At 46.9% G+C, this 19,559-nt stretch carries 21 protein-coding genes and 1 pseudogene; 10 read left to right on the top strand and 12 right to left on the bottom strand.

Annotation, left to right across the window (positions count from 1 at the left end):
* Positions 1–63: 63 nt before the first annotated feature.
* Positions 64–975: a 50S ribosomal protein L11 methyltransferase gene (gene prmA, locus JOY44_RS20320; RefSeq protein WP_171575364.1), complete on the top strand. Its 912-nt coding sequence runs from the start codon at positions 64–66 to the stop codon at positions 973–975.
* 11 nt (positions 976–986) lie between these two features.
* On the opposite strand, the gene JOY44_RS20315 is transcribed toward prmA, so the two are convergent.
* Positions 987–1,352 carry an EamA family transporter gene (locus tag JOY44_RS20315; RefSeq protein ID WP_171575363.1) on the bottom strand — a complete coding sequence of 122 codons (366 nt, stop codon included), beginning with the start codon at positions 1,350–1,352 and terminating at the stop codon, positions 987–989.
* Between the two features lie 112 nt (positions 1,353–1,464).
* On the opposite strand from JOY44_RS20315, the gene JOY44_RS20310 reads away from it, so the two are divergent.
* The gene (locus JOY44_RS20310; protein ID WP_171575362.1) at positions 1,465–2,172 is read left to right on the top strand and encodes a Mo-dependent nitrogenase C-terminal domain-containing protein; all 708 of its coding nucleotides are present in this window, start codon (positions 1,465–1,467) and stop codon (positions 2,170–2,172) included.
* Positions 2,173–2,179: 7 nt separating this feature from the next.
* Here JOY44_RS20310 and JOY44_RS20305 read toward each other — a convergent pair whose 3' ends face one another.
* Positions 2,180–3,226, bottom strand: coding sequence for a zinc-dependent dehydrogenase (locus tag JOY44_RS20305; RefSeq protein ID WP_171575361.1), 1,047 nt, complete (start codon positions 3,224–3,226; stop codon positions 2,180–2,182).
* Positions 3,227–3,493: 267 nt separating this feature from the next.
* On the opposite strand from JOY44_RS20305, the gene JOY44_RS20300 reads away from it, so the two are divergent.
* The 3 genes and pseudogenes from JOY44_RS20300 (at position 3,494) to JOY44_RS20290 (ending at position 6,726) form a co-directional block, all read left to right on the top strand.
* The gene (locus tag JOY44_RS20300; protein ID WP_171571797.1) at positions 3,494–4,567 is read left to right on the top strand and encodes an IS630 family transposase; all 1,074 of its coding nucleotides are present in this window, start codon (positions 3,494–3,496) and stop codon (positions 4,565–4,567) included.
* Positions 4,568–4,620: 53 nt separating this feature from the next.
* Positions 4,621–4,722: pseudogene (locus JOY44_RS32900) on the top strand (hypothetical protein); the annotation flags it as partial.
* Positions 4,723–4,875: 153 nt separating this feature from the next.
* Positions 4,876–6,726 (top strand): FAD-dependent oxidoreductase, encoded by a 1,851-nt coding sequence (locus JOY44_RS20290; protein ID WP_171575359.1) that lies wholly within the window; start codon positions 4,876–4,878, stop codon positions 6,724–6,726.
* 33 nt (positions 6,727–6,759) lie between these two features.
* On the opposite strand, the gene JOY44_RS20285 is transcribed toward JOY44_RS20290, so the two are convergent.
* From JOY44_RS20285 to JOY44_RS20265, 5 genes are all read right to left on the bottom strand, one after another.
* Positions 6,760–7,032 carry a DUF1816 domain-containing protein gene (locus tag JOY44_RS20285; protein ID WP_171575358.1) on the bottom strand — a complete coding sequence of 91 codons (273 nt, stop codon included), beginning with the start codon at positions 7,030–7,032 and terminating at the stop codon, positions 6,760–6,762.
* A gap of 74 nt (positions 7,033–7,106) precedes the next feature.
* Positions 7,107–8,639, bottom strand: a complete 1,533-nt coding sequence (gene rlmB, locus JOY44_RS20280) for a 23S rRNA (guanosine(2251)-2'-O)-methyltransferase RlmB (RefSeq protein ID WP_197985604.1) — start codon at positions 8,637–8,639, stop codon at positions 7,107–7,109.
* Positions 8,640–8,749: 110 nt separating this feature from the next.
* Positions 8,750–9,205, bottom strand: coding sequence for a Mini-ribonuclease 3 (locus JOY44_RS20275; RefSeq protein ID WP_171575357.1), 456 nt, complete (start codon positions 9,203–9,205; stop codon positions 8,750–8,752).
* A gap of 217 nt (positions 9,206–9,422) precedes the next feature.
* A complete protein-coding gene (locus JOY44_RS20270) occupies positions 9,423–10,016 on the bottom strand; it encodes a sulfite oxidase-like oxidoreductase (RefSeq protein WP_171575356.1) in 594 nt (197 codons plus the stop codon).
* A 13-nt stretch (positions 10,017–10,029) separates the two neighbouring features.
* Positions 10,030–10,206 (bottom strand): 50S ribosomal protein L32, encoded by a 177-nt coding sequence (locus JOY44_RS20265; protein ID WP_171575355.1) that lies wholly within the window; start codon positions 10,204–10,206, stop codon positions 10,030–10,032.
* A gap of 299 nt (positions 10,207–10,505) precedes the next feature.
* On the opposite strand from JOY44_RS20265, the gene JOY44_RS20260 reads away from it, so the two are divergent.
* From JOY44_RS20260 to JOY44_RS20245, 4 genes are all read left to right on the top strand, one after another.
* Positions 10,506–11,522 (top strand): sulfate/molybdate ABC transporter ATP-binding protein, encoded by a 1,017-nt coding sequence (locus tag JOY44_RS20260; protein WP_171575354.1) that lies wholly within the window; start codon positions 10,506–10,508, stop codon positions 11,520–11,522.
* Positions 11,523–11,644: 122 nt separating this feature from the next.
* Positions 11,645–13,204 carry an apolipoprotein N-acyltransferase gene (gene lnt / locus JOY44_RS20255; protein WP_242541810.1) on the top strand — a complete coding sequence of 520 codons (1,560 nt, stop codon included), beginning with the start codon at positions 11,645–11,647 and terminating at the stop codon, positions 13,202–13,204.
* A gap of 112 nt (positions 13,205–13,316) precedes the next feature.
* Positions 13,317–13,628 (top strand): ATP-dependent Clp protease adapter ClpS, encoded by a 312-nt coding sequence (clpS, locus tag JOY44_RS20250; protein ID WP_322091354.1) that lies wholly within the window; start codon positions 13,317–13,319, stop codon positions 13,626–13,628.
* Between the two features lie 60 nt (positions 13,629–13,688).
* The gene (locus tag JOY44_RS20245) at positions 13,689–13,979 is read left to right on the top strand and encodes a DUF2103 domain-containing protein (RefSeq protein WP_197985603.1); all 291 of its coding nucleotides are present in this window, start codon (positions 13,689–13,691) and stop codon (positions 13,977–13,979) included.
* 9 nt (positions 13,980–13,988) lie between these two features.
* Here the strand turns inward: JOY44_RS20245 and JOY44_RS20240 are convergent, their stop codons facing one another.
* Together JOY44_RS20240 and JOY44_RS20235 are read right to left on the bottom strand one after the other, a co-directional pair.
* Positions 13,989–14,303, bottom strand: coding sequence for a hypothetical protein (locus tag JOY44_RS20240; RefSeq protein WP_171575351.1), 315 nt, complete (start codon positions 14,301–14,303; stop codon positions 13,989–13,991).
* A gap of 211 nt (positions 14,304–14,514) precedes the next feature.
* Positions 14,515–15,354, bottom strand: a complete 840-nt coding sequence (locus JOY44_RS20235; protein WP_171575350.1) for an MORN repeat-containing protein — start codon at positions 15,352–15,354, stop codon at positions 14,515–14,517.
* Between the two features lie 457 nt (positions 15,355–15,811).
* On the opposite strand from JOY44_RS20235, the gene JOY44_RS20230 reads away from it, so the two are divergent.
* Complete coding sequence (locus JOY44_RS20230; RefSeq protein WP_171576139.1) at positions 15,812–17,266, top strand: DUF3370 domain-containing protein; 1,455 nt, start codon at positions 15,812–15,814, stop codon at positions 17,264–17,266.
* Positions 17,267–17,294: 28 nt separating this feature from the next.
* Here JOY44_RS20230 and JOY44_RS20225 read toward each other — a convergent pair whose 3' ends face one another.
* From JOY44_RS20225 to JOY44_RS20215, 3 genes are all read right to left on the bottom strand, one after another.
* Positions 17,295–17,813: a GNAT family N-acetyltransferase gene (locus tag JOY44_RS20225; protein WP_171575349.1), complete on the bottom strand. Its 519-nt coding sequence runs from the start codon at positions 17,811–17,813 to the stop codon at positions 17,295–17,297.
* A 52-nt stretch (positions 17,814–17,865) separates the two neighbouring features.
* A complete protein-coding gene (locus JOY44_RS20220; RefSeq protein WP_171575348.1) occupies positions 17,866–18,108 on the bottom strand; it encodes a hypothetical protein in 243 nt (80 codons plus the stop codon).
* A 172-nt stretch (positions 18,109–18,280) separates the two neighbouring features.
* Positions 18,281–19,555 carry an AmpG family muropeptide MFS transporter gene (locus JOY44_RS20215; RefSeq protein ID WP_171575347.1) on the bottom strand — a complete coding sequence of 425 codons (1,275 nt, stop codon included), beginning with the start codon at positions 19,553–19,555 and terminating at the stop codon, positions 18,281–18,283.
* Positions 19,556–19,559: the final 4 nt, after the last annotated feature.

The following is a 19,559-nucleotide window of genomic DNA, read 5'->3' as shown; positions in this document are numbered from 1 at the left end:
TTTCCTGAGGATGAGGACACCTTCATTGCTTGCGTTTTTTCTGTCTTCTAGTCTCCTTAAACCATGGCAAATAGCTGGTGGGAAATTCAGATTCTCTCGGATCCGTTGCTAGAAGATACGCTCTTTTGGCGATTAGATGCGTTTGGCTGTCTGGGGGCATCCAGTCAGATGAAGGGGGTATCTTGCTTAATACGCGCTTATGTCCCTGAGGCACAAGTCCAAATGCTGGATTTAGCTGCGTTATCCCTGTTATTGCGGCAAGATGCTTTATGTTTCGGCTTTCCAATTCCAGTTGCCCAATGGAACTTAATAGAAGAAGAAAACTGGGCAACGAACTGGAAACAGCACTGGAAGCCGCAAAAAGTGGGCGATCGCTTGCTGATTAATCCTGCATGGTTGCCCACCCCAGAAATGGGCGATCGTGTTTTGCTTAAACTCGAGCCGGGGGTTGCTTTTGGCACGGGTGAACATGCCACGACTCAACTCTGTCTAGAAGCCCTAGAAATGAGATTGGGAGCGCCCGCCGTCACCACGGAGCCACTGCCAATAAATCTGGTGCTTGCAGATGTCGGCTGCGGCTCTGGCATTTTATCAGTTGGGGCACTTTTGTTAGGAGCCAAACAAATTTATGCCGTCGATACCGATCCCTTAGCCGTTAAGGCAACACGCGAGAATGGTGATCTCAACCAGATTGAGCAAGATCGGTTGATCATTGCTCAAGGCAGCGTAGATCAAATTGCTGAGATGATTGATGCTCCGGTAGATGGCATTGTCTGCAACATCTTGGCGGAGGTAATTATTGATTTGATTCCTCAAATGACCGCCATCATTAAGCCAACCACTTGGGGAATCCTCAGTGGCATTTTGGTCGAGCAAGCAAAACCTGTGGCAGACACCTTAGAAGCGAATGGATGGATGGTTGCTGCCCTATGGAAGAGAGGAGAATGGTGCTGTCTCAATATTCGAAGATCGTAAGCCAACGCACTCTACCGTTTCACAACCAAAACCACTCCGGCAACAATCAGCCCTAACCCAATCAGATGGTGCCGAGAAATTGATTCTTGGAAGAAGAAATAACCCAGCAGCACTGAAAAAATATAGCTAATAGAGATTGCTGGACCTGCAACGCTTAGCTTGACACGAGTTAAGACCAAGATAAAGAAAATGGAGCTGAAGGCATACAACGCTAAACCCGCTACTAGCTCAGGCGTTAACGCAATATTTAAAATATGAGAGACGAAATTATTGGCACTCACCTTGCCAAGCTTCCCAGCGCCTAATTTGAGCAGAAACTGCCCCCCAGATGCCATCAATATCGCCGATAGAAACAGAAAAAATTCTTGGAGGGTCACTTATACTCTTCCACACTGGATTCAGTCTCTTAGTTTACCGCTAAGTTGTTAAATAATTTATTGGAAGAACGGGCTAGAATCGACTCGGAACTTAACCGGACTGTAGCGAAAAATGGCTAGCACCACCAAATCTGCTTACACCGACGAGCAAACAGCTGTTTGGATTCGTGGCTTGGTTTCTTTAGCTTGGGCAGATGGAAACTTTGATACGAAAGAGCAAGCGATGATTTCTGCGTTGCTCCACAAAGATTTTAATGCTGAAGAAAAAACAGATGCAATGGAACCAATTTCCGCAGATGAGTTGGCAAAGGTTCTAGGTAGCGATCGCGACTTAGCAGAAAATTTTCTTAGAACTGCCGTCATGGTGGCACTAGCAGATCAAGATTACTCCGTTAGTGAAGACAAAATGCTGCAACAGTACTGCCAAGCGTTAGGACTCAAGGCAGATGCGCTAGATATCCTCCGAAATACATTTCATATTATTGCAAATGCCCAGCCAGCAGAGGGTTCAGAGTTAATAAAGGCACCTAATCTAACGTCACGTAAGCTGTATACAGACCCTGTAGACCTGCTGCATCCTGTGCGCGATTGGCTTGATCGCATGGATATTCAAGACCCAAAAATCGCACGGTTGATGTGCAAAATGATCCCCTCTCAATGTCCGTTTGAGCGAGACATTACCCTATTTGGACGCAAAATAGTTCATGTTCCACCGTTGTGCAAACTAAATCCACTGTATGACCAACTAGTCAGTTTGCGATTTCGCGCCCTTTCTTACCTCGCTGATGATTGCAAAGAAGACATTTCAGAGTATGTGTGAGGCAACCTCACGGATAAATTAGGATTTTGTAAGTGTTGGGGGTTGGTGCGATCGCCCGATCTACAGCAGCAGAGAGATCTTTTAGCGGAAAGCGATCGCTGACTAATGCATCCACATTGATCCACTGGTTAAAGACGATATCTGCGGCAAGCTGCTGTACCCGGTAAGACGAACTGTAGCTGCCCATCAGATCAATCTCACGGCGATAGAGAATATTAGGATTAATCGAGATTTCTAGCTCATCGGGAAACTCAGCAAAAAATAAGATCTTGCCGCCCTTACGAGTGCAATCCAAAGCTTGAAAAAAGGCTTTATCACTAGGAACAGCAAGCAGGCTAGTATCTACACCCATATTTTGAGTCATTGCCTGAATTTTTGCTGACAACTCTGGATCTCGCGCATCGAAGGCAGCATCTGCCCCTACCGCCAGCGCTTTTTCAACGCGGCTAGGAATCAGATCTGTAGCGATCGCCCGCGCCCCAAAATACTTCACCAACATGATAAACATCAGCCCGATCGGACCTGCTCCAGTAACAAGTACTGTTTGTCCGGGTTGAATCTGGGCTTTTTTCACCGCTTTCAAACAGCAATTTGTGGGCTCTACAAAGCTAGCCTGCTCAAAGGTGATCGCGTCTGGAATAGTCATCAAGCCACCATTTCGCACAATGTGCCCCGGCACCTTCACATATTCCGCAAAACCGCCACCGCTAGGCGCAAAGCCTGCGGTTGTCGTGATGTTTTTGTAGACATCGCACATAGAAAAATTATCATTCAGGCAGTAGCCACAGTGCATACAGGGAATATGGTGCAGCACAACTACGCGATCGCCCACCTGCCAGTTTTTCACCTCAGCCCCCACTGCCGAGATCGTTCCCGCTGTTTCATGCCCAAAAATGCGCGGGGGCTCATACAAGGGATAGCGAATCTTTTTAATATCCGACTGACATAGTCCCACTACCTGCACCTGCACCAACACCTCATCCGATGCAATCTCTGGCGTTGGCACCTCTTCATAACTTAGGTTATTCACCCCACGAAACACCTGCGCTTTCATCCGCTATTCTCCTGAAGACCCTCCGATGTAGACTGTATCATTAGCCGCCAGCATGAACCTATGTTATTGCTCCTGGGTTTTCACTTGCGATCGCTGCACTCTTCATTGAATTCGATTTGAAACCTCATATCGGCTACTTAGAAATGGCTGAAAGCCTTGAGGACAAACTAAATTTGATTTTTAGCCATTTTTCAATCGCATATCGACATCTTATACGGAATTGAGTAGGGGAGTATCATTTAGCAAGATGAAAAAGGTACTCTGTCCATGCCTCGACCCCGCACTCAAATTAGCCCTCATCTAGACTACGCAGATCTAACTCAGCGGTATGTTCAGTGCCAAGATGCTGGCGAGAAAAACCGTTGGTTGGTGATTCGATTGCTCAGTCATCCAAAGACTCCGATGAGCATCGAACAAACCGCTGAGATTTGTGGACTCAGTTGTAGTGGAGTGCGGAAAATTGCCCGTCGCTACAACGCCGAGGGTGCGGTCGGACTAGTCAATCGGCAACGCTTGAACCCTGGGGGCAATCGGTTGGCTTTAAGTGATGAACAGCAACGGCTATTGCGGCAACGCTTACAGAGTGCCCCGGATGATGGCGGACTCTGGAGTGGACCGAAAGTTGGGGAGTATATCGAAACCTACTTTGGCATTTGCTTACACCCCTCAACAGCCTGGAAGTATCTACGACGTTTGGGGTTGAGCTTGCAGGTGCCGCGTCCGGTGCATCATCAAAGCGCAACCCTTGAGCAGCAAGCAGAGTTCAAAGCAGGATTAGCAGGTCATGTGGCGTGGTTGCGCTCGTTGTTTCCCAATCGGGAGATTGTAATTTGGGCGGAAGACGAAGCTCGATTAGGCTTGCAACCCATTGTCAGGCGGGTTTGGGCACCCATAGGAGAACGCCCATCAGCGCATCATTCTCGCCGCTATCAATGGGTCTACACCTATGGTTTTGTCCATCCTGCCACTGGAGCGAGCTACTTCCTTTTATTGCCCCGTGCCAATGTCTCCATGATGCAGATGGCGTTAGAGCTATTTGCGGCTCAGGTCAATCCCCATCGTCAGCAGTTGATCATTCTATTGGTTGATCAGGCCGCGTGGCATATGAGCCAAAAACTTCAGGTGCCCCCCGGCATTTTCTTCTACCCGCTATTGCCCTATACCCTCCAACTGCAACCCACTGAATGTGTCTGGTCTTTGCTGCGCGAAGCAATCGCTAATCAAGTGTTTGACAATCTTGATGCTTTAGAGGATGTCTTAGTCAAGCGGTGCCAATGGTTGATGCAGCATCCTGTGATAGTTCAAGGCAAAGTGGGCTTTGATTGGATTCAAGCAATTTAATCTGGTCAAAAAGTACTGCCTTCCGCAATTCCGTATAATGAGTTCAGCAAGTTGGTTTGTCAGGCGTGGGAGATCCAGAAATTTTGGATTGGGCAGCGAAAGAAAAAAGAGTTTTGCTAACCCGTGATTTTAGGACAGTTCCCAAGTTTGCCTAAGAGAGGCTTGCGGCTGGACTGCCAATGCCTAGAGTTATTGCAATACAAAACAGCCAAGCATCAATGGGGCGAATTATTGAGGACATCCTAATGCTGGCAGAATTTGAAGAGGACTGTGTCGGGCAAAGTCAGTATGTACCTTTGTGAGGTGAGATGGAAACATTAAAGACGGATGTTTTGGTGGTGGGTGGAGGAACGGGGGGAACAGCAGCGGCACTACAGGCGGCGCGGCGGGGAGCAAATGTAATTCTAGTGAGTGAATTTGCATGGTTGGGCGGAATGCTGACCAGTGCGGGAGTAACTGCTCCAGATGGGAATGAACTGGAAGCGTGGCAAACGGGCATTTGGGGAGCGTTTTTGCGAGAATTGGAGCGACGGCATCCGGAAGGATTGGATCATGGCTGGGTCAGTTTCTTTACTTACGATCCACGGGTGGGCGCTGCAATTTTTGCTGATTGGGTAGCGGAGCTGCCAAACTTGACATGGATTGCAGGGCAGGTTCCGCTGGAAGTTTTACGGCACGCAAATCAGGTGGTGGGAGTCCGGTTTGCAGATTATACGATTTATGGCAAGGTGACGCTGGATGGCACAGAACTAGGGGATTTGCTGGTGTTAGGAGATATTCCTCATCGCTGGGGTTGGGAGTTGCAGGCAGAGTTTGGGGAACCCAGTGCGCCCATTGAATCCAATGCTTTGACTCAAACTTATCCAGTGCAGACTCCTACTTGGGTGATGGTGATGCAGGATGTGGGCGAGGGCAATAAGGCGGCTGTGATTCCAGCGCCACCTCATTACAATCCTGAGTTATTTAAGGGCGCATGGGAGGATTATGGCGGCGAGAAGTTTTTGAACTATGGGCGACTTCCGGGCGATCGCTTCATGATCAATTGGCCGATCCATGGCAATGATTATGGTGAAGGGGTTCATCGATTAATTGGCACAGAGTCAGAAAAACAGCAATTTTTACAAGAAGCCGGTTGGCATTCCCAAGGATTTGCTCACTTTATCCAAACCCACTTGGGGCGACGCTATGGGCTAGCTGAGAATATTTTCCCTCACATTTCATCTAAATCTCACATCCTTAGTGATGGAGCGTATGCGTTGCACCCTTACTACCGGGAAAGCAGACGATTGAGAGGTCTGACAACGGTGCGAGAACGAGATCTGTTGCCGATCGCAAAGGGTAGCGTGGCAGCATTACCCATTGTGGTCAATGCTCAAGGATGTGAGCAGGCTGAGAATGTGTGTGACGCGATCTCGATCGGCAACTATGCCAACGATCACCACTATCCCAGCGGCGACATCAAGCTTGCGCCAAAATCAATTCGATGGGGTGGACGCTGGACGGGAACACCATTTACGATCCCTTATCGGGCTTTGGTTCCTGAAACTATCGATGGCTTTCTCGCCTGTGAAAAAAATATTTCTGTCTCTCACATGGCAAATGGAGCCACTCGTTTACAGCCCTGCGTTTTGGGGATCGGGCAAGCGGCAGGAATGGCAGCGGCGCTCTGCATTGAACTCCAGTGTCAACCCAGAGATTTACCAGTGCGATCGCTCCAAGAAGCACTATTAACCGACGCGATTGCTCCAAATGCCATTATTCCATTATTCAACCAACCGATTGATCATCCAGAGTGGCTTTACTGGCAGCAATTTTATTTAAATCAACCTGATGCCTACCCAGGATTGGGATATGCCCCAACCCAACAGGAGTTCACCCAACAAACTGTAGAGCGCAGTTTAATCCAAACTCAATTGGAAGTATCAGGTGTTTTTAAACGGTTAGACAAACAGCAGTACGAATTGTTTATTACGATGCCCACAAGTTTGACTGGCCAAACCGTTAGTTTAGTAACTCTAAAGGCTGACATCAATCATTTGTTTGAATGCTTGAACGCAGAACAAACTGTCGTCGTGGCGGGAAACATAAACTATGCCGGGAATTGGCTTTTGGTAGAACATTGTTATATTTTTCAAAGTCAATTAGCGAGCGACCAATGATATTGCAGTCTGATAGTTCAGGATATTTATTGCTTAAAGAACGGAGACTTTCAGACTTTTAGCAGGAGGCTCTGCCAATTCATCGTAAACCGTCAAATTTGTAGGCTTGCATCGCTTAATTGAAACTGCGATACCTTGAGCGCCTTCAAACTGTAAATCTTCTAAGTATCCTGGCTCCTCAGCTTCTGCCTGTTGGCGATTTAGAAAAGGACCGAAATAATACGTACAGCGAGGAGAATTGGTTTTAACTTTTACCCACCAGGCAAAGCCAAAAAAATCAACAAGTCTTACTAGAGATTCCTGCATTGCTGTCTCGCTATTTTTTCCAGGGGAATTCTACAAAGCTTTATAGCTTTAAACAGTTTCAATTATTTCATCAGCTATGGTTTGTTATACTCTGTAACCTCGCCTTTTTTCAACCCCATCGGATGAGATCTGTCTAAATGTAAGGTTTTGAATTGGCGCTGACGATAAACTTCATACAATGCCATTCCTGTTGCAACAGATGCATTAAGGCTAGGCGTATTTCCTGCCAAAGCAATAGAGACTAGACGATCGCAGCCCCGTTGAATTAGCATACTCAGGCCTTCTCCTTCTGCCCCAATCACCAAGGCGATCGCCCCAGTAAACTCGACTGTATGAATTGGCTCACTTGCTTCTAATTCGAGTCCATACATCCAGAACCCGGCTGCCTTCAAATCCTCTAGTGCACGATTTAAATTGACAACCCTTGCTACTGGGAAAGTTTCCAGCGCTCCAGCGGCTACTTTCGCAACTGTTGCGGTGATCCCGGCAGCTCTTCGTTGTGGAATGATTAAACCTTGTGCCCCCATCGCTTCTGCTGAACGAATAATGGCACCTAGGTTATGAGGATCGGTAATGCCATCTGCAACAACTAGCACAGGTTGATCAACCTTCGCTTTAGCCTGCTCAATCAAAGCGGCCAGTTCGATGTACTCATAGGGTGCTACTTGCGCCGCAACTCCCTGATGATTGGCTCCTTGAGTCATTTGATCCAATCGGCGGGGATCAACTTCATCAATCACCGCACCGTTGTTTTTTGCCTGCTGTAACAATGTGTGAAACCGATGGTCATAGCGCAAACGAGGAATAATCCAAATGCGATTCAGGCTACGCTCTGATTCCATTGCTGCCAAAACTGGATGACGACCATAAATCAGTTCAGCAGAATCTTCTTGAGACGCGTTAGACAAATCCCCCTGCGCTTCTGAGAAATCTCGTCTGCTACGAGGAATAAAGGTTTCTGCACGCGATCGCTTGGGTTCTCTAATGCGCTCAGGGTGGATAAATGCTCCAGAGCGCGTTCCTTGAAAATCTCCAGAGCCAGATTCTACAGAATTTGACCGGGCATCTCTAAAGTCTCTAGATGCCTGCTTAGGTCTGGAGGTATAGCTTTCAGACCGTGATCCTCTAGCATCTCTAGAAGTCCGCTCAGGTCTAGATGTATAACCTTCCGATCGCGATCCTCTAGAATCTTTAGAAGCGCGTTCAGGTCTAGAAGAATAGTCAGAGCGTGATCCTCTAGCATCTTTGGCAGCGCGCTTAGGTCTGGGAACATTACCTTCTGACCAAGATCCTTTCGCGTCTCCAGAAGCACGTTCCGGTCTAGAAGTATAGTCTGAGCGCGAACTTCTGTGATCATGCGAAGCCCGCTCTGGACGAGAAATTTTAGGAGAGGGAATTTCAGTATCACCATCTCTGGAAACAGGTCGAGGTCTGCCCGTTACAATCCGTTTTTTGTAGGGCTTGCCGTCTCTGGATGGCATGGCTGCGTCCCCCCGGACAGGGCGATCGCGATCGCGCCTTGCACCTTGTGGTTTCGGTAGACCAACGCTTCCCGAATCAGTACGGACACGACGAGGTGGATCAGACTTGCGCTTTTTATCAGTCATGGTTCGTAAAAATAAAAGATAAGGACTAGAAATTTAATGATCGATACAAAAAGACAATAATCTTCGCCTTTGAACTAAGAACGATCTCTTGATAATACAGAGGTTGCTAATTAACAGATATCAGTGTCGATTTGCAAATGAGCCAATAACTCCATGAGGCGGTGCAGATCAGAGAGATACAGATATCCAATTAGTGTCTCCAAACTCGTTGCCCGCTGGTAGGTATCTGGATCGATCCGTTTGGGACGGCTGGCTACAGCGTTTCGTCCACGCTTTAAAAGATCTAATTCTGTAGAGGTCAGGAAGGGAAGTAACTGGTTTAAGTGGTGAGCTTGGGTTTCAGCCCGAACTTGTGACACAACTTGATGATGATAAGCTTGAATTCGCTTGGGCGGGGTTAAGTAGTATCGGCGAATATAAAGCTCGTAAACAGCGTCTCCTAAATACGCTAGCGCTCCTGGAGACATTTGCTGAAGCTGTGCGGATGATAGCGTCTGAGAAAAAAGAGCTTGAGCGATCGCTTCCGTATCTAAATTAGCTTTCGAGGGATCACTGACTTGCATCATCTCAGATATCGTCTGTACCAAATTTCCGCCAGCATTGTGAGAAGCTATTCCATCTTAATCGAGAATCCTCGATTGAGGAAATCTAACCACTCCATAATCAATGGAGTGTTAATTTGGCACAAATTCTATTGAACCTCGGTTAAAGGCAATTTCTAGGCCGTATAGACATTTGCGGGAACAGCCTCGCCAAAATTCACACTCTTACCAACAACATTTTTCAACCGCTATACCGTTCCTCTGCCCAAGGCTCACCTCGTTGATGATAGCCATTTCGCTCCCAAAAACCTAACTCTTCTTGGGCAAGAAATTCCAATCCATTTAGCCATTTAGCACTTTTCCAAGCATACAGATGAGGAACCACGAGACGCAACGGCCCACCATGCTCAGCCGGAAGCGGTTCACCAAAAAGCGTATGAGCAAAAAAGTTTTCTTCTCGCAAGAAATCTTCCATGGAAATATTAGTTGTGTAGTCCCCATAGCAATGTTCCATAATGTGAATCGCTTTGGGATCTACTTCAACCTGTTTCATGAAATCCACTACCTTTACGCCTTGCCACTGGACATCCAACTTTGACCATGTGGTAACACAATGAAAATCAGCAGTAAAGTCACTTTGAGGCATTGCCATTAGGTCATCCCATGTAAAGATGACCTTCTGTGCCAATCCCCATACTTTCAGTGTCCAATCTTTAACCTCCACATAGGGAGTATCACCATAGGTCAAGACCGGAAAGCCTTTCGCCAAGTGCTGTCCTGGTGGAACGCGATTTTGTAGGGAAGAATCTGGTTTTTGGAAGAATTTTCCTAGCATCCTTAAAAGCGCTCTACGCCTCTTCTTCCTCTTCTTCAGCCTGTGGATAGACGAAGCCTTCAGCACGCCCAGTCAAAATCGACTTGCCAAGCGACAAGGCACGCTGTGCCTGTAATCGAGCTTTGCTATTCCAGGTTGCCCGCCGCTTATCACGTTTGGACTTGGATGTTTTCTTTTTCGGTTGAGCCATGACAAACGGAATGATTTTTTACAACCTTCCTATTCTAAAGCATGATTTCAGTTAGTTTATGCAGAATTATGAAATGTCTTGGCTGTATGAATAGTCGTGAGAAACCACTCGTGGTATAAACTACATAAACCCTATCAAAGAACTGGGTTTTGATTTGACGGCAGTATCCGCAAAGAATTAGAGCAGATCGTGGAGAAACAGCCATCCAATTCTGGCGTTGACCTTAAATATCTGAGCTGTAATTTGCCAATTGCTATTCATTTTTTCCAGTCATTTACTCTGAATTGAGGTTGCATTCCGTGGGCATTATTGTTGAGGACGTCTCTAAGCAGTTTGGTAGCTTTCAAGCAGTCAGCCAGGTCAGTCTTGAGATCAAAAGCGGCACCTTAATTGCATTGTTAGGTCCTTCTGGTTCAGGAAAGTCTACGCTACTCCGTCTAATTTCAGGGTTGGAAACTCCTGATAGCGGCAAGATTTGGCTGACGGGCGAAGATGCCACCCATCGTAGTGTGCAAGATCGCAACATTGGTTTTGTGTTTCAGCACTATGCTCTGTTCAAGCATCTGACGGTGCGGAAAAACATTGCCTTTGCGTTGGAATTGCGAAAAACCTCCTCTAATCAGATGAAAGCACGGGTGGATGAATTGTTGGAACTTGTGCAACTCCATGGATTGGGCGATCGCTATCCGTCTCAATTGTCAGGGGGACAACGACAGCGAGTCGCGCTTGCAAGGGCGCTGGCTGTGGAACCGAATGTGCTGCTGTTAGATGAACCATTTGGGGCGCTGGATGCCAAAGTGCGAAAAGACTTGCGCGTATGGCTGCGGCGCTTACATGATGAAGTGCATGTCACAACTGTTTTTGTGACCCATGACCAAGAAGAAGCAATGGAAGTAGCAGATGAAATTGTGATTATGAATAAGGGCAAAGTGGAGCAGGTAGGGTCTCCGGCACAAATTTATGATCATCCTGCGAGTGCCTTTGTCATGAGCTTCATTGGTCCAGTCAACGTATTGCCCAGTACCTCTCGGATTTTTCAAGCGAATGGGTTTGATTCGCCCCATCCAGAGGTTTTTTTGCGACCCCAAGATATTTTGGTGGAAACTCAGCAAACCGAAGCATCGGTGGCTGCACGGGTCAGCCGCATCATTCACCTGGGTTGGGAAATTCAGGCGGAGTTGATGTTGGATGATGGACAGGTGTTAATGGCACATTTGACCCGCGATCGCTTTGATGAACTGAACTTGAAACCTCAGCAGCGCGTTTTTGTGAAACCCAAAGATGCCAAGGCATTTCCCCTGTATTACTCGATTTAGCAGGTGCGTGAACCGGGAAGCAATCGCTGAGTATAGTGGTTTCTATGCCAAATTTTCAGAGCCGACTTGTTAAATTTCAACCACTGCTTTTCCAAGCTTGGAAGCCCCAGGATTGGAAACTTTTGGGTATTGCTTTTTTCAGCGGTGTTGTCATGAGTTTGGCAGTGGCTCCCCTAAATTGGTGGGGGTTGGCCTGGATTTCGCTGGTTCCATTGTGGATCATCGTCAATGGTGAAAGACAAAAAACAAATGGGTCAATGGTCTCTCCGACTACCTGCGCGATCGCGTGGGGCATCGGGTATCACGGTTCAGCGCTTTCCTGGATTACAGGCTTGCATCCCTTGATGTGGCTAGGCGTTCCGTGGCTTGCCAGTATTGCCATCACCCTTTTTTGCTGGGCGTTTATTACCCTCTGGGGCGTGGCGCTGCTGGTGATCTGGACAGGAGGAATGAGGTTGGGTGCTGCGAGTTGGGGAGTAGAACATAGAGGAATAGGTTCCAGCTTATTTCGTGTTCTTTTGGGTACGGCGCTCTGGTGTGGAGTAGAAACCTTGTGCAATCTAACTCCCTTAGCATGGACCTCTATTTCTTATACGCAAAGCCCAGGAAACCTGTCGATTTTACATTTGGGTCAGCTATCCGGCGCGATGACAGTAACGGCGGCGATCGCGGCAGTGAATGGGCTACTTGCAGAAGCTTGGATTAGTTGGCAGTCAGGATCTAGAGACAGGCTTGCCCGATTCTTACTCGCGATCGCGGCATTGCTGTTCGTCACCTGTCATCTGTTTGGCTACTGGCTCTACCGTCAGCCCTTAAATGATCTAGCGACCTCTGCCTTAAAAGTGGGGATTGTTCAAGGAAATGTGCCAACCAGAATCAAGTTGTTCTCAGAAGGATTGCAACAAGCAAAAGTAGGATATGCCAAAGGCTATACAACGTTGATCGATCAAGGTGCGGAAGCCGTATTAACCCCCGAAGGCGCACTGCCGTTTTTGTGGAACGATCGCAGTCGGGCGAACAGCCTATTTTATCAAGCAGTGTTAGACAAAAAGAAAGTTGCTTGGTTAGGGACGTTTACGGCTCAAAAGGGTGGGGTTGCTCGTAGCTTACTGACTTTAAATCCGCAAGGGGAGTCGATCAGTCGTTACGACAAAGTGAAGTTAGTGCCGCTAGGAGAATATATTCCGTTTCAAGAATTGCTGGGTACGCTAATTGGCAAGTTAACGACTGTCGCAGAAAATGGTTTACCCGGAACGTTGAATCAGCAGTTGAATACGCCATGGGGTCAAGCGATCGCTAGTATTTGCTATGACTCTGCCTTTCCTGAAGTATTTCGGGGGCAGGCGGCGCGGGGTGGGCAATTTATTCTAACTGCATCTAATCTTGATCCTTACAGCGAGGTGCTGATGGCACAGCATCAAGCACAAGATTTGATGCGGGCAATTGAGACTGATCGCTGGGCAGTGCGCGCCACTAACACAGGCTATTCAGGCGTGATCGATCCCCACGGAAGAATTGTTTGGCGATCGCAGCCTCAAACCTACGAAATTCATGCCGAAACTATCTATCGTCGCCAAAATCAAACTGGGTATGTTCGTTGGGGAGACTGGCTCACTCCTTTACTGCTAGGTCTGGCAACACTCATAGGAGGTGCTCGATGGATGCAATCGCAAAATACTTAGTCCGCCGGAAAGGCGATCGCACTAGCCTGATACTGATACCCTAGGAGTAACCGCTAAAGCTCCATAAACCTGTATGAGATTTTCTCGTGATTGCGCGTTCGCAATACGAACCTTGGCAACAACACCCACCCTGACGGCATCTCCAACCATTGCCCCGGCTAAGTCTGGTCAAACGACGCATCAGCCTTATCCCAATTTTAAAGTCATTGTGTTGAATGACGACTTCAACACCTTTGAGCATGTATCCAGTTGCTTGCTCAAGTATATTCCTGGAATGACGCCTGACTATGCTTGGGACCTAACCAATCAGGTGCATCATGAAGGGCAAGCGATCGTCTGGGTTGGACCTCAGGAGCAAGCTGAGCTTTATCATATGCAATTAGGGCGAGAAAACTTAACCATGGCTCCTTTAGAAGCAGCATGATTGATTTTTTGAGCAATTAGATTTTTTGCAGAATCGATTTCAACACCGCAGGACATTATTATGGCGAGTTCCAGTGGCAGACTAGTTCTCAACCATTCCACTCACATTCCAGGGCTAATCCCTATTCTGGATTGCCTGACTCAACAAGTGGGAATTCAAACTATTACCCCTGGAGTGATTGGTCCTGCGCGATCTAACACTCAAAGACTGACGCTAAAAGTGTCGGTTCCAATTCGAGGCGGCTTCAAACTCATTGCCAGAAAAGGGAAAACTGTACAAGAAGTGTTTGTGATTGCTTCCCTAGAACAAGCAGAGTTAGAAGCCGCGATCGCCGAAATTCTCACTCGATAGGATAAATGCTTACTCAGCTTGCCGATCCGCCACACGATTTAACGGCAGACTGAGAATGCAGCTAGCAGTGAGCAAAAAGGCAATGACACCGGTTAACTTAGCGCTGAGCATGGCGATTTCCCACTCAGGCAAAATGACCTTTTGCAAACCCAATGCTCCGCAATAGACCAACCAATAAGCAAAAGTCATTAGCATCAGCATATGATCGGCTGCTTCCACATCATCCTTCATGGGATCGCGATCGCTGACCAAAAGAGAAATTCCAGCAACACAAGCAAAAGATGAAAAAATAGCTAGCAATTCATGCAAGGAAAGTTCAGACATAATCTTACTCAAGCCGTTTTTAAAGAGGACGTTTTGAAGTGAGATTCAGTCTAAAGGACTACATCGTAAGACCGATAGTAATCCTTACAAAGATCAATAAATTTAGGGTTTAGCTTAACGAAACGCAAAAAAGCCCATGAATTAAACTGCCTATACACGGCGATCAAAACGCTTCATCTTGATGCTCTTTATCCAGTTCGATTCACTTAACTCAAGGTTCGTTTGGCAAGAGTCGTTGAATGGTGTTTAGCTTATTTTTTGTCTCAACAAACTTTCCATTTTTCCAGGTCCCCTCAAGCCGCGCCCCATTTGCCAACGTGTAAACTCCTTTTCCACTTTGCCGACCCATGCGAAACTCCCCTTCATAGCGCATTCCGCTTGGAAGACTACATACCGCAAAGCTGTTGAGCAAATCATTTTGAAATTCTCCCTCGCAGCGAGTGCCATCTGCCAATACCAATATTCCTCTTCCTTGCTTTTTGCTATTTTGAAAATTGCCTTCGTAACGGTTGCCGCTGGGATAAGTGCAAACCCCTGCCCCGTTTAAAGCATCACCTCGAAAAGTTCCTTGGCAACGTGTTCCATTTGCAAAAAAGAATGTTCCCTGTCCTGCTCGGATGCCTTTTTGAAACTCGCCTTCATACCGATTTCTCCCTGGAAAGACGCATGTACCCTTGCCATTGAGTAAATCATTCCGAAAGTTTCCTTCGCAGCGAGTGCCATCAGCAAAGGTGAAAGTACCTTTCCCTTGGCGCTGACTATCTCGCAGTTCTCCCTCGTAACGATTACCGCTCGGAAATGTACAGGTCCCTTTTCCTTGCAGCAATTCATCTCGCAGTTTTCCTTCACAGTAGTTTAAGGCAATAAGAGAAGGAGCATCGGCTAAAACAGGTAACGCAGTGTCAAAAATAGAAACACCTGCAAGCACGATCGCACTTATAAGCAGCGCCTGATTTCGGAGCAAACGATTGTTTGATGCGATCAACCAGAAAGTGGGCACGCGTAAGCGATCGCTGACGTAGAAACTAGATAGATTAAAAAGCTGTCGCATAAACCTGGAATTGGGGAAACCTTGTCTAAACAGTGCCTTGCTCGAGGTTGCAACGACAACTATCTAAAGTTTGAATCAAAGCCTACAAAAAATTTGAAAGCTAAAAGCTAACAAATAATGACCAAAAAGACGAACTAAATTAAGGTTCAAAGCTCAATCTATTCGACAGCTTAAAGAAAATACAGTAAAACTAACAAGGGGAAAATCCCATCAACTTCAAGATTCTCTTTGCACTATAAAAATAGGTCTTTGAGAAATTACTGATTTTGAGGTGCATCCTCGATTTATGATTGCAGGCGGGGCATTTTTTATTGAATATCTTCTTTTTAATTCATTCTTTAAAGGTCGAAGTTTGTTAGGCACTTAGATTGACTGTGTATAAAATATTGCCATATCAGCCTGCTGGCACTTTTACTCAAGCTTACGCTTTCAACTAAAAGAATTGATAGATTCCCTCATGCTGCCTCTGTTTTCTTTCATCACACTTGCTCAAGTATTCCCTTTTCCCTCTCCGCTACCAACCCAACCGTTACCTAGGGTTACTCCACAAGAATTGTTATTACCAAGAGAATCTCTTCCTACTCAACCTACGCTTCAAATACAGGAAGTTTTTCAACCTCAGGAAATTCGCCCCCTTCCAGGGCAGTTAGATACGGTGCCTGTCCTCAATAGCAATAGCCCCGAAGTAGTGCAAACAGATGGCATCCTCACCTCTACGTTTCCACCGGAGGGTAAAGCCTCTCCTAGCGCTCATTTGAACTATGCCTTTCAAGGGCGGTTTGATATTTTTGCTCATCACATCGCTAGGTCTCGCAGCGGTACTCCGAGAACGTTGTTTCAGGCCATCCTTCTGAACAACCCAACCTCTAGACCTGTCACGATCGAAATTTTGCAGGGAGCTAGTTATCTGACTCGCCCGGATGCATCATTCATTCAGTTGCCGGCTTATGTCGAAGACCCTTTAGGAACGGTCTATGCCGGACCTGGTAGCCGAGTGATGAATGATCTATTGCGAGGTCGCCGCCAAGGATCATTTCCCCGCATAGTGGTCATTCAACCCGGTGAAAATCATCTGTTAATGAATTTGCCGATTCCTGTGAGCGGTTCTCCAGGGTCTAATGGGCGAACAACACTGATGCGCTTGCAAAGTAATGGTTCGGTGTATGGGGCAAGTTTGGCAATGTTTGCCCCTCTAACTGAAGATAGACGAGAGCGCAGCCCAACTCTAGAAGAATGGCAAACACTAGTAGTAAAAGGGGGGTTAGCAGGACCGCGGGATGTCCCTCCCACACCGCCGAACTTAAATGTAGTGAAGGTTTTTTATGGACGCGTATCTGGGGTAGCGGTAGGCTCCCAGTGGCAGTCAATGGTCACGGATGCACCGAAGGGCGATCGCTTAACGATTCCCAAAAAAGGGCGATCGTTTTCTTACGGCTTAAGCACGCTATACCGGGGCACCCTCGGCACGGGGCAAATTCAGAGTGCAAAACTATTGGCGCGTTATCCTGATACGGCTTATCAAGCCCATGGAAATTATGGAATTCAATATAGTTTAACGATGCCGCTCTACAACCCAACGAAGCAAAAACAAACGGTGACGTTGGCGATTCAAACACCCCTAAAAGATGATAAAAGCAAGGGGGGATTATTATTTTATAAGCCACCTGAGAACCGTATATTTTTTCGAGGTACGGTGCGGTTGCGCTATACAGATGATACGGGAACCACTCAAACTCGCTTCATTCACGTAACCCAGCAACGTGGAGAGGCAGGAGAACCATTGTTGACACTAAACTTACCGGGCGGCGATCGCCGAATTGTGCAGGTCGATCTTCTGTATCCGCCAGACTCGACCCCACCTCAGGTAATTACAGTGAAGACGCTAGATGATATTAGGGATGCCTCCAGGTAGAAAGCTGTTTGAGATGGTAATTAACTTATCAGTGAAGAGGTCTCTCTCTCTCTTCTAAATCTTTACTACCGCTCAAAGACTTCGCCATTCCCAAAGATTGAACTTCATATCCTAGGCGTTTGTAGAGGGTGACAGCGGGTTGATTGGATTGGAACACCTGAAGTCCGATTTTGCGATCGCCCCGTGCCAATGCCCACTGTTCAGCTTGATACATCAAAGCTAAACCAATTCCTTGACGACGATAGATAGGCGAGACGTATAGCAAAAAAATATGAGCGTGGCGATCGCCACTCACTTGATCGATCGCAGTGCCAAGCCAAAGACAGGCGATCGGATGATTCAAAAAAGCTTGAACATCATCGCCATTACTGCTTAATCTTACCCACCAAAGCGGCGTTTCCTGAGAAAAATACTGGTCTACGGTGGCAGCTAAATGACCGTAAGTACCAGTAGACTCAATTTCAGCGTAAGTACACTGCATGAACTTTACTAACAATGCACGGTCTAAGCCAGAGCCTTGAGAAAGCTGGTAACCGGGAGGAAACATGGTGGTTGTTAATGAAGTTGCCTAAGCATTAACCTATAAAGCAACAACCCCATCAAGTGGACTCATCCGTTAATCCTGTAATCAATGCAGACAACGACGGAGGAAGATTCGTAGTTTTATGAGAATTTGTTGGTTGATAGAATGCCGAGTTTTGAGCCTGATGTGTTGTTGACTCAATAGGTGCCGGAGCCGCCATATCCATCGGCATGAAAATGCGGGAACTGACTGCTACCAAAGCAAATAGAAAGACAAAAACAATCAACAGGGGAGCCACATACTGCCGGAAAATCGCCATGAGAAGTACAATATAAGTTTTTCTTAAACGCTAAAAGCTTTTCTGAAACTTCACTCAAGATTTGTAAAGCCTACTCATTTAATCCTACCGCAATAAACTTCTTGCCTACTACCCAATTTGCAGTTTCTAGAGCACTTTTCTCAGGCTTTTTTCCAAAAAAATCAAATCATTCTTAAAATATATTCTCATCGTTATTAGGAAGTTGGGTCGGCACAATAGCAGTCCAGGAGACAACAAGCGGTAAAAGAAGCAGCCCTGGAAGAGATGCCAACAAGGTGAGTAAAAAGAAGACTGACCAGCCTGTTGCCTTTGCTAAATCGCCTGCTGGAGCCGCCAAGATAATGTTGCTAGATGCCATCAAGCTGGAGAGGAGGGCATATTGGGTCGCTGTAAAGGCATGATTGCATTGGCTCATCAGATAGGCAACAAAGGCAGCTGTTACTAGCCCTGCACAAAAGTTTTCCAGGGTAATGGCAACTAATAACCACTGGGTTCCCTTGGGTAATAGAGTCAAGGAGAAATAGCCGAAGTTGCTAAGGGCTTGCAATCCGCCAAACACCCATAGCGCCCGATTTATGCCGATGCGAGTCAGAAAAATGCCGCCCCCAACGACTCCAAGAGTGGTCGCTAAAAAGCCAAACGTTCCTTGAATTGCGCCAATCTCGGTTTTGCTATAGCCAATATCCAATAAAAATGGCGTTGCCATGTTGCCCACTAGGGCATCGCCTAACTTGTAAAACAGTACGAATAAAAGCACCAAGATGGCAGATTTAAAGCCCAACCGATCAAAAAACTCCTTAAAAGGAAGATAGATAGCATCTGCAATCGTTTGGGGAGGAGAACTGCGATCGCTGGGTTCCGGTGCCCATAAGGTTGTCACGATGCCGATCGCCATTAGCCCGGCGATTAGCAAATAAACCAGTTGCCAGGAGAGATAATCTGCCAAAATAAGCGCCAGAGAACCAGATACCAAAATTGCTACTCGGTAGCCTAGTACCCAGGTGGAGGCTCCAATGCCTAATTCAGCAGGCTCTAAGACATCAGTACGGTATGCATCGTTGGCAATGTCTTGAGTGGCACTCAAAAATGCAATCACTACGGCGTTTATTGCAAGCAGTTGTAGCGCTTGCTTCGGTTGCTGTAGCGACATAGCGGCGATCGCCAGCAGTAAGCCAATCTGAGTAATCAACAGCCAGCCTCGTCGCCGTCCCAAAAAAGGAGGAACAAAGCGATCTAAAAAAGGTGACCAGAGAAACTTAAGGGTATAGGGCAATCCAATTAAGCTAAACCAGCCGATAACTCCTAAATCGACCTGTTCATCTTTCATCCAGGCTTGTAGAGTGCGGCTCGTTAGAAACAAGGGCAAGCCAGAGGCAAACCCTAGCAGCAGCAGTGCCACCATTTTACGGCTGCGTAAAACCTTGAGAAGCGGTTGGACGGCATTCATCAAT

Source organism: Leptolyngbya sp. Cla-17 (assembly GCF_016807185.1).
GTDB lineage: Bacteria > Cyanobacteriota > Cyanobacteriia > Leptolyngbyales > Leptolyngbyaceae > ULC077BIN1.
Note: the sequence above shows the minus strand (reverse complement) of the source record. Positions and strands in the feature narration are given on the sequence as shown.

Coding starts and splice junctions, on each gene's coding strand:
- prmA (WP_171575364.1), top strand. CDS start 64: ATGGCAAATAGCTGGTGGGAAATTCAGATTCTCTCGGATCCGTTGCTA.
- JOY44_RS20310 (WP_171575362.1), top strand. CDS start 1,465: ATGGCTAGCACCACCAAATCTGCTTACACCGACGAGCAAACAGCTGTT.
- JOY44_RS20305 (WP_171575361.1), bottom strand. CDS start 3,226: ATGAAAGCGCAGGTGTTTCGTGGGGTGAATAACCTAAGTTATGAAGAG.
- JOY44_RS20300 (WP_171571797.1), top strand. CDS start 3,494: ATGCCTCGACCCCGCACTCAAATTAGCCCTCATCTAGACTACGCAGAT.
- JOY44_RS20290 (WP_171575359.1), top strand. CDS start 4,876: ATGGAAACATTAAAGACGGATGTTTTGGTGGTGGGTGGAGGAACGGGG.
- JOY44_RS20285 (WP_171575358.1), bottom strand. CDS start 7,032: ATGCAGGAATCTCTAGTAAGACTTGTTGATTTTTTTGGCTTTGCCTGG.
- rlmB (WP_197985604.1), bottom strand. CDS start 8,639: ATGACTGATAAAAAGCGCAAGTCTGATCCACCTCGTCGTGTCCGTACT.
- JOY44_RS20275 (WP_171575357.1), bottom strand. CDS start 9,205: ATGATGCAAGTCAGTGATCCCTCGAAAGCTAATTTAGATACGGAAGCG.
- JOY44_RS20270 (WP_171575356.1), bottom strand. CDS start 10,016: ATGCTAGGAAAATTCTTCCAAAAACCAGATTCTTCCCTACAAAATCGC.
- JOY44_RS20265 (WP_171575355.1), bottom strand. CDS start 10,206: ATGGCTCAACCGAAAAAGAAAACATCCAAGTCCAAACGTGATAAGCGG.
- JOY44_RS20245 (WP_197985603.1), top strand. CDS start 13,689: ATGGCGAGTTCCAGTGGCAGACTAGTTCTCAACCATTCCACTCACATT.
- JOY44_RS20240 (WP_171575351.1), bottom strand. CDS start 14,303: ATGTCTGAACTTTCCTTGCATGAATTGCTAGCTATTTTTTCATCTTTT.
- JOY44_RS20235 (WP_171575350.1), bottom strand. CDS start 15,354: ATGCGACAGCTTTTTAATCTATCTAGTTTCTACGTCAGCGATCGCTTA.
- JOY44_RS20230 (WP_171576139.1), top strand. CDS start 15,812: ATGCTGCCTCTGTTTTCTTTCATCACACTTGCTCAAGTATTCCCTTTT.
- JOY44_RS20225 (WP_171575349.1), bottom strand. CDS start 17,813: ATGTTTCCTCCCGGTTACCAGCTTTCTCAAGGCTCTGGCTTAGACCGT.
- JOY44_RS20220 (WP_171575348.1), bottom strand. CDS start 18,108: ATGGCGATTTTCCGGCAGTATGTGGCTCCCCTGTTGATTGTTTTTGTC.
- JOY44_RS20215 (WP_171575347.1), bottom strand. CDS start 19,555: ATGAATGCCGTCCAACCGCTTCTCAAGGTTTTACGCAGCCGTAAAATG.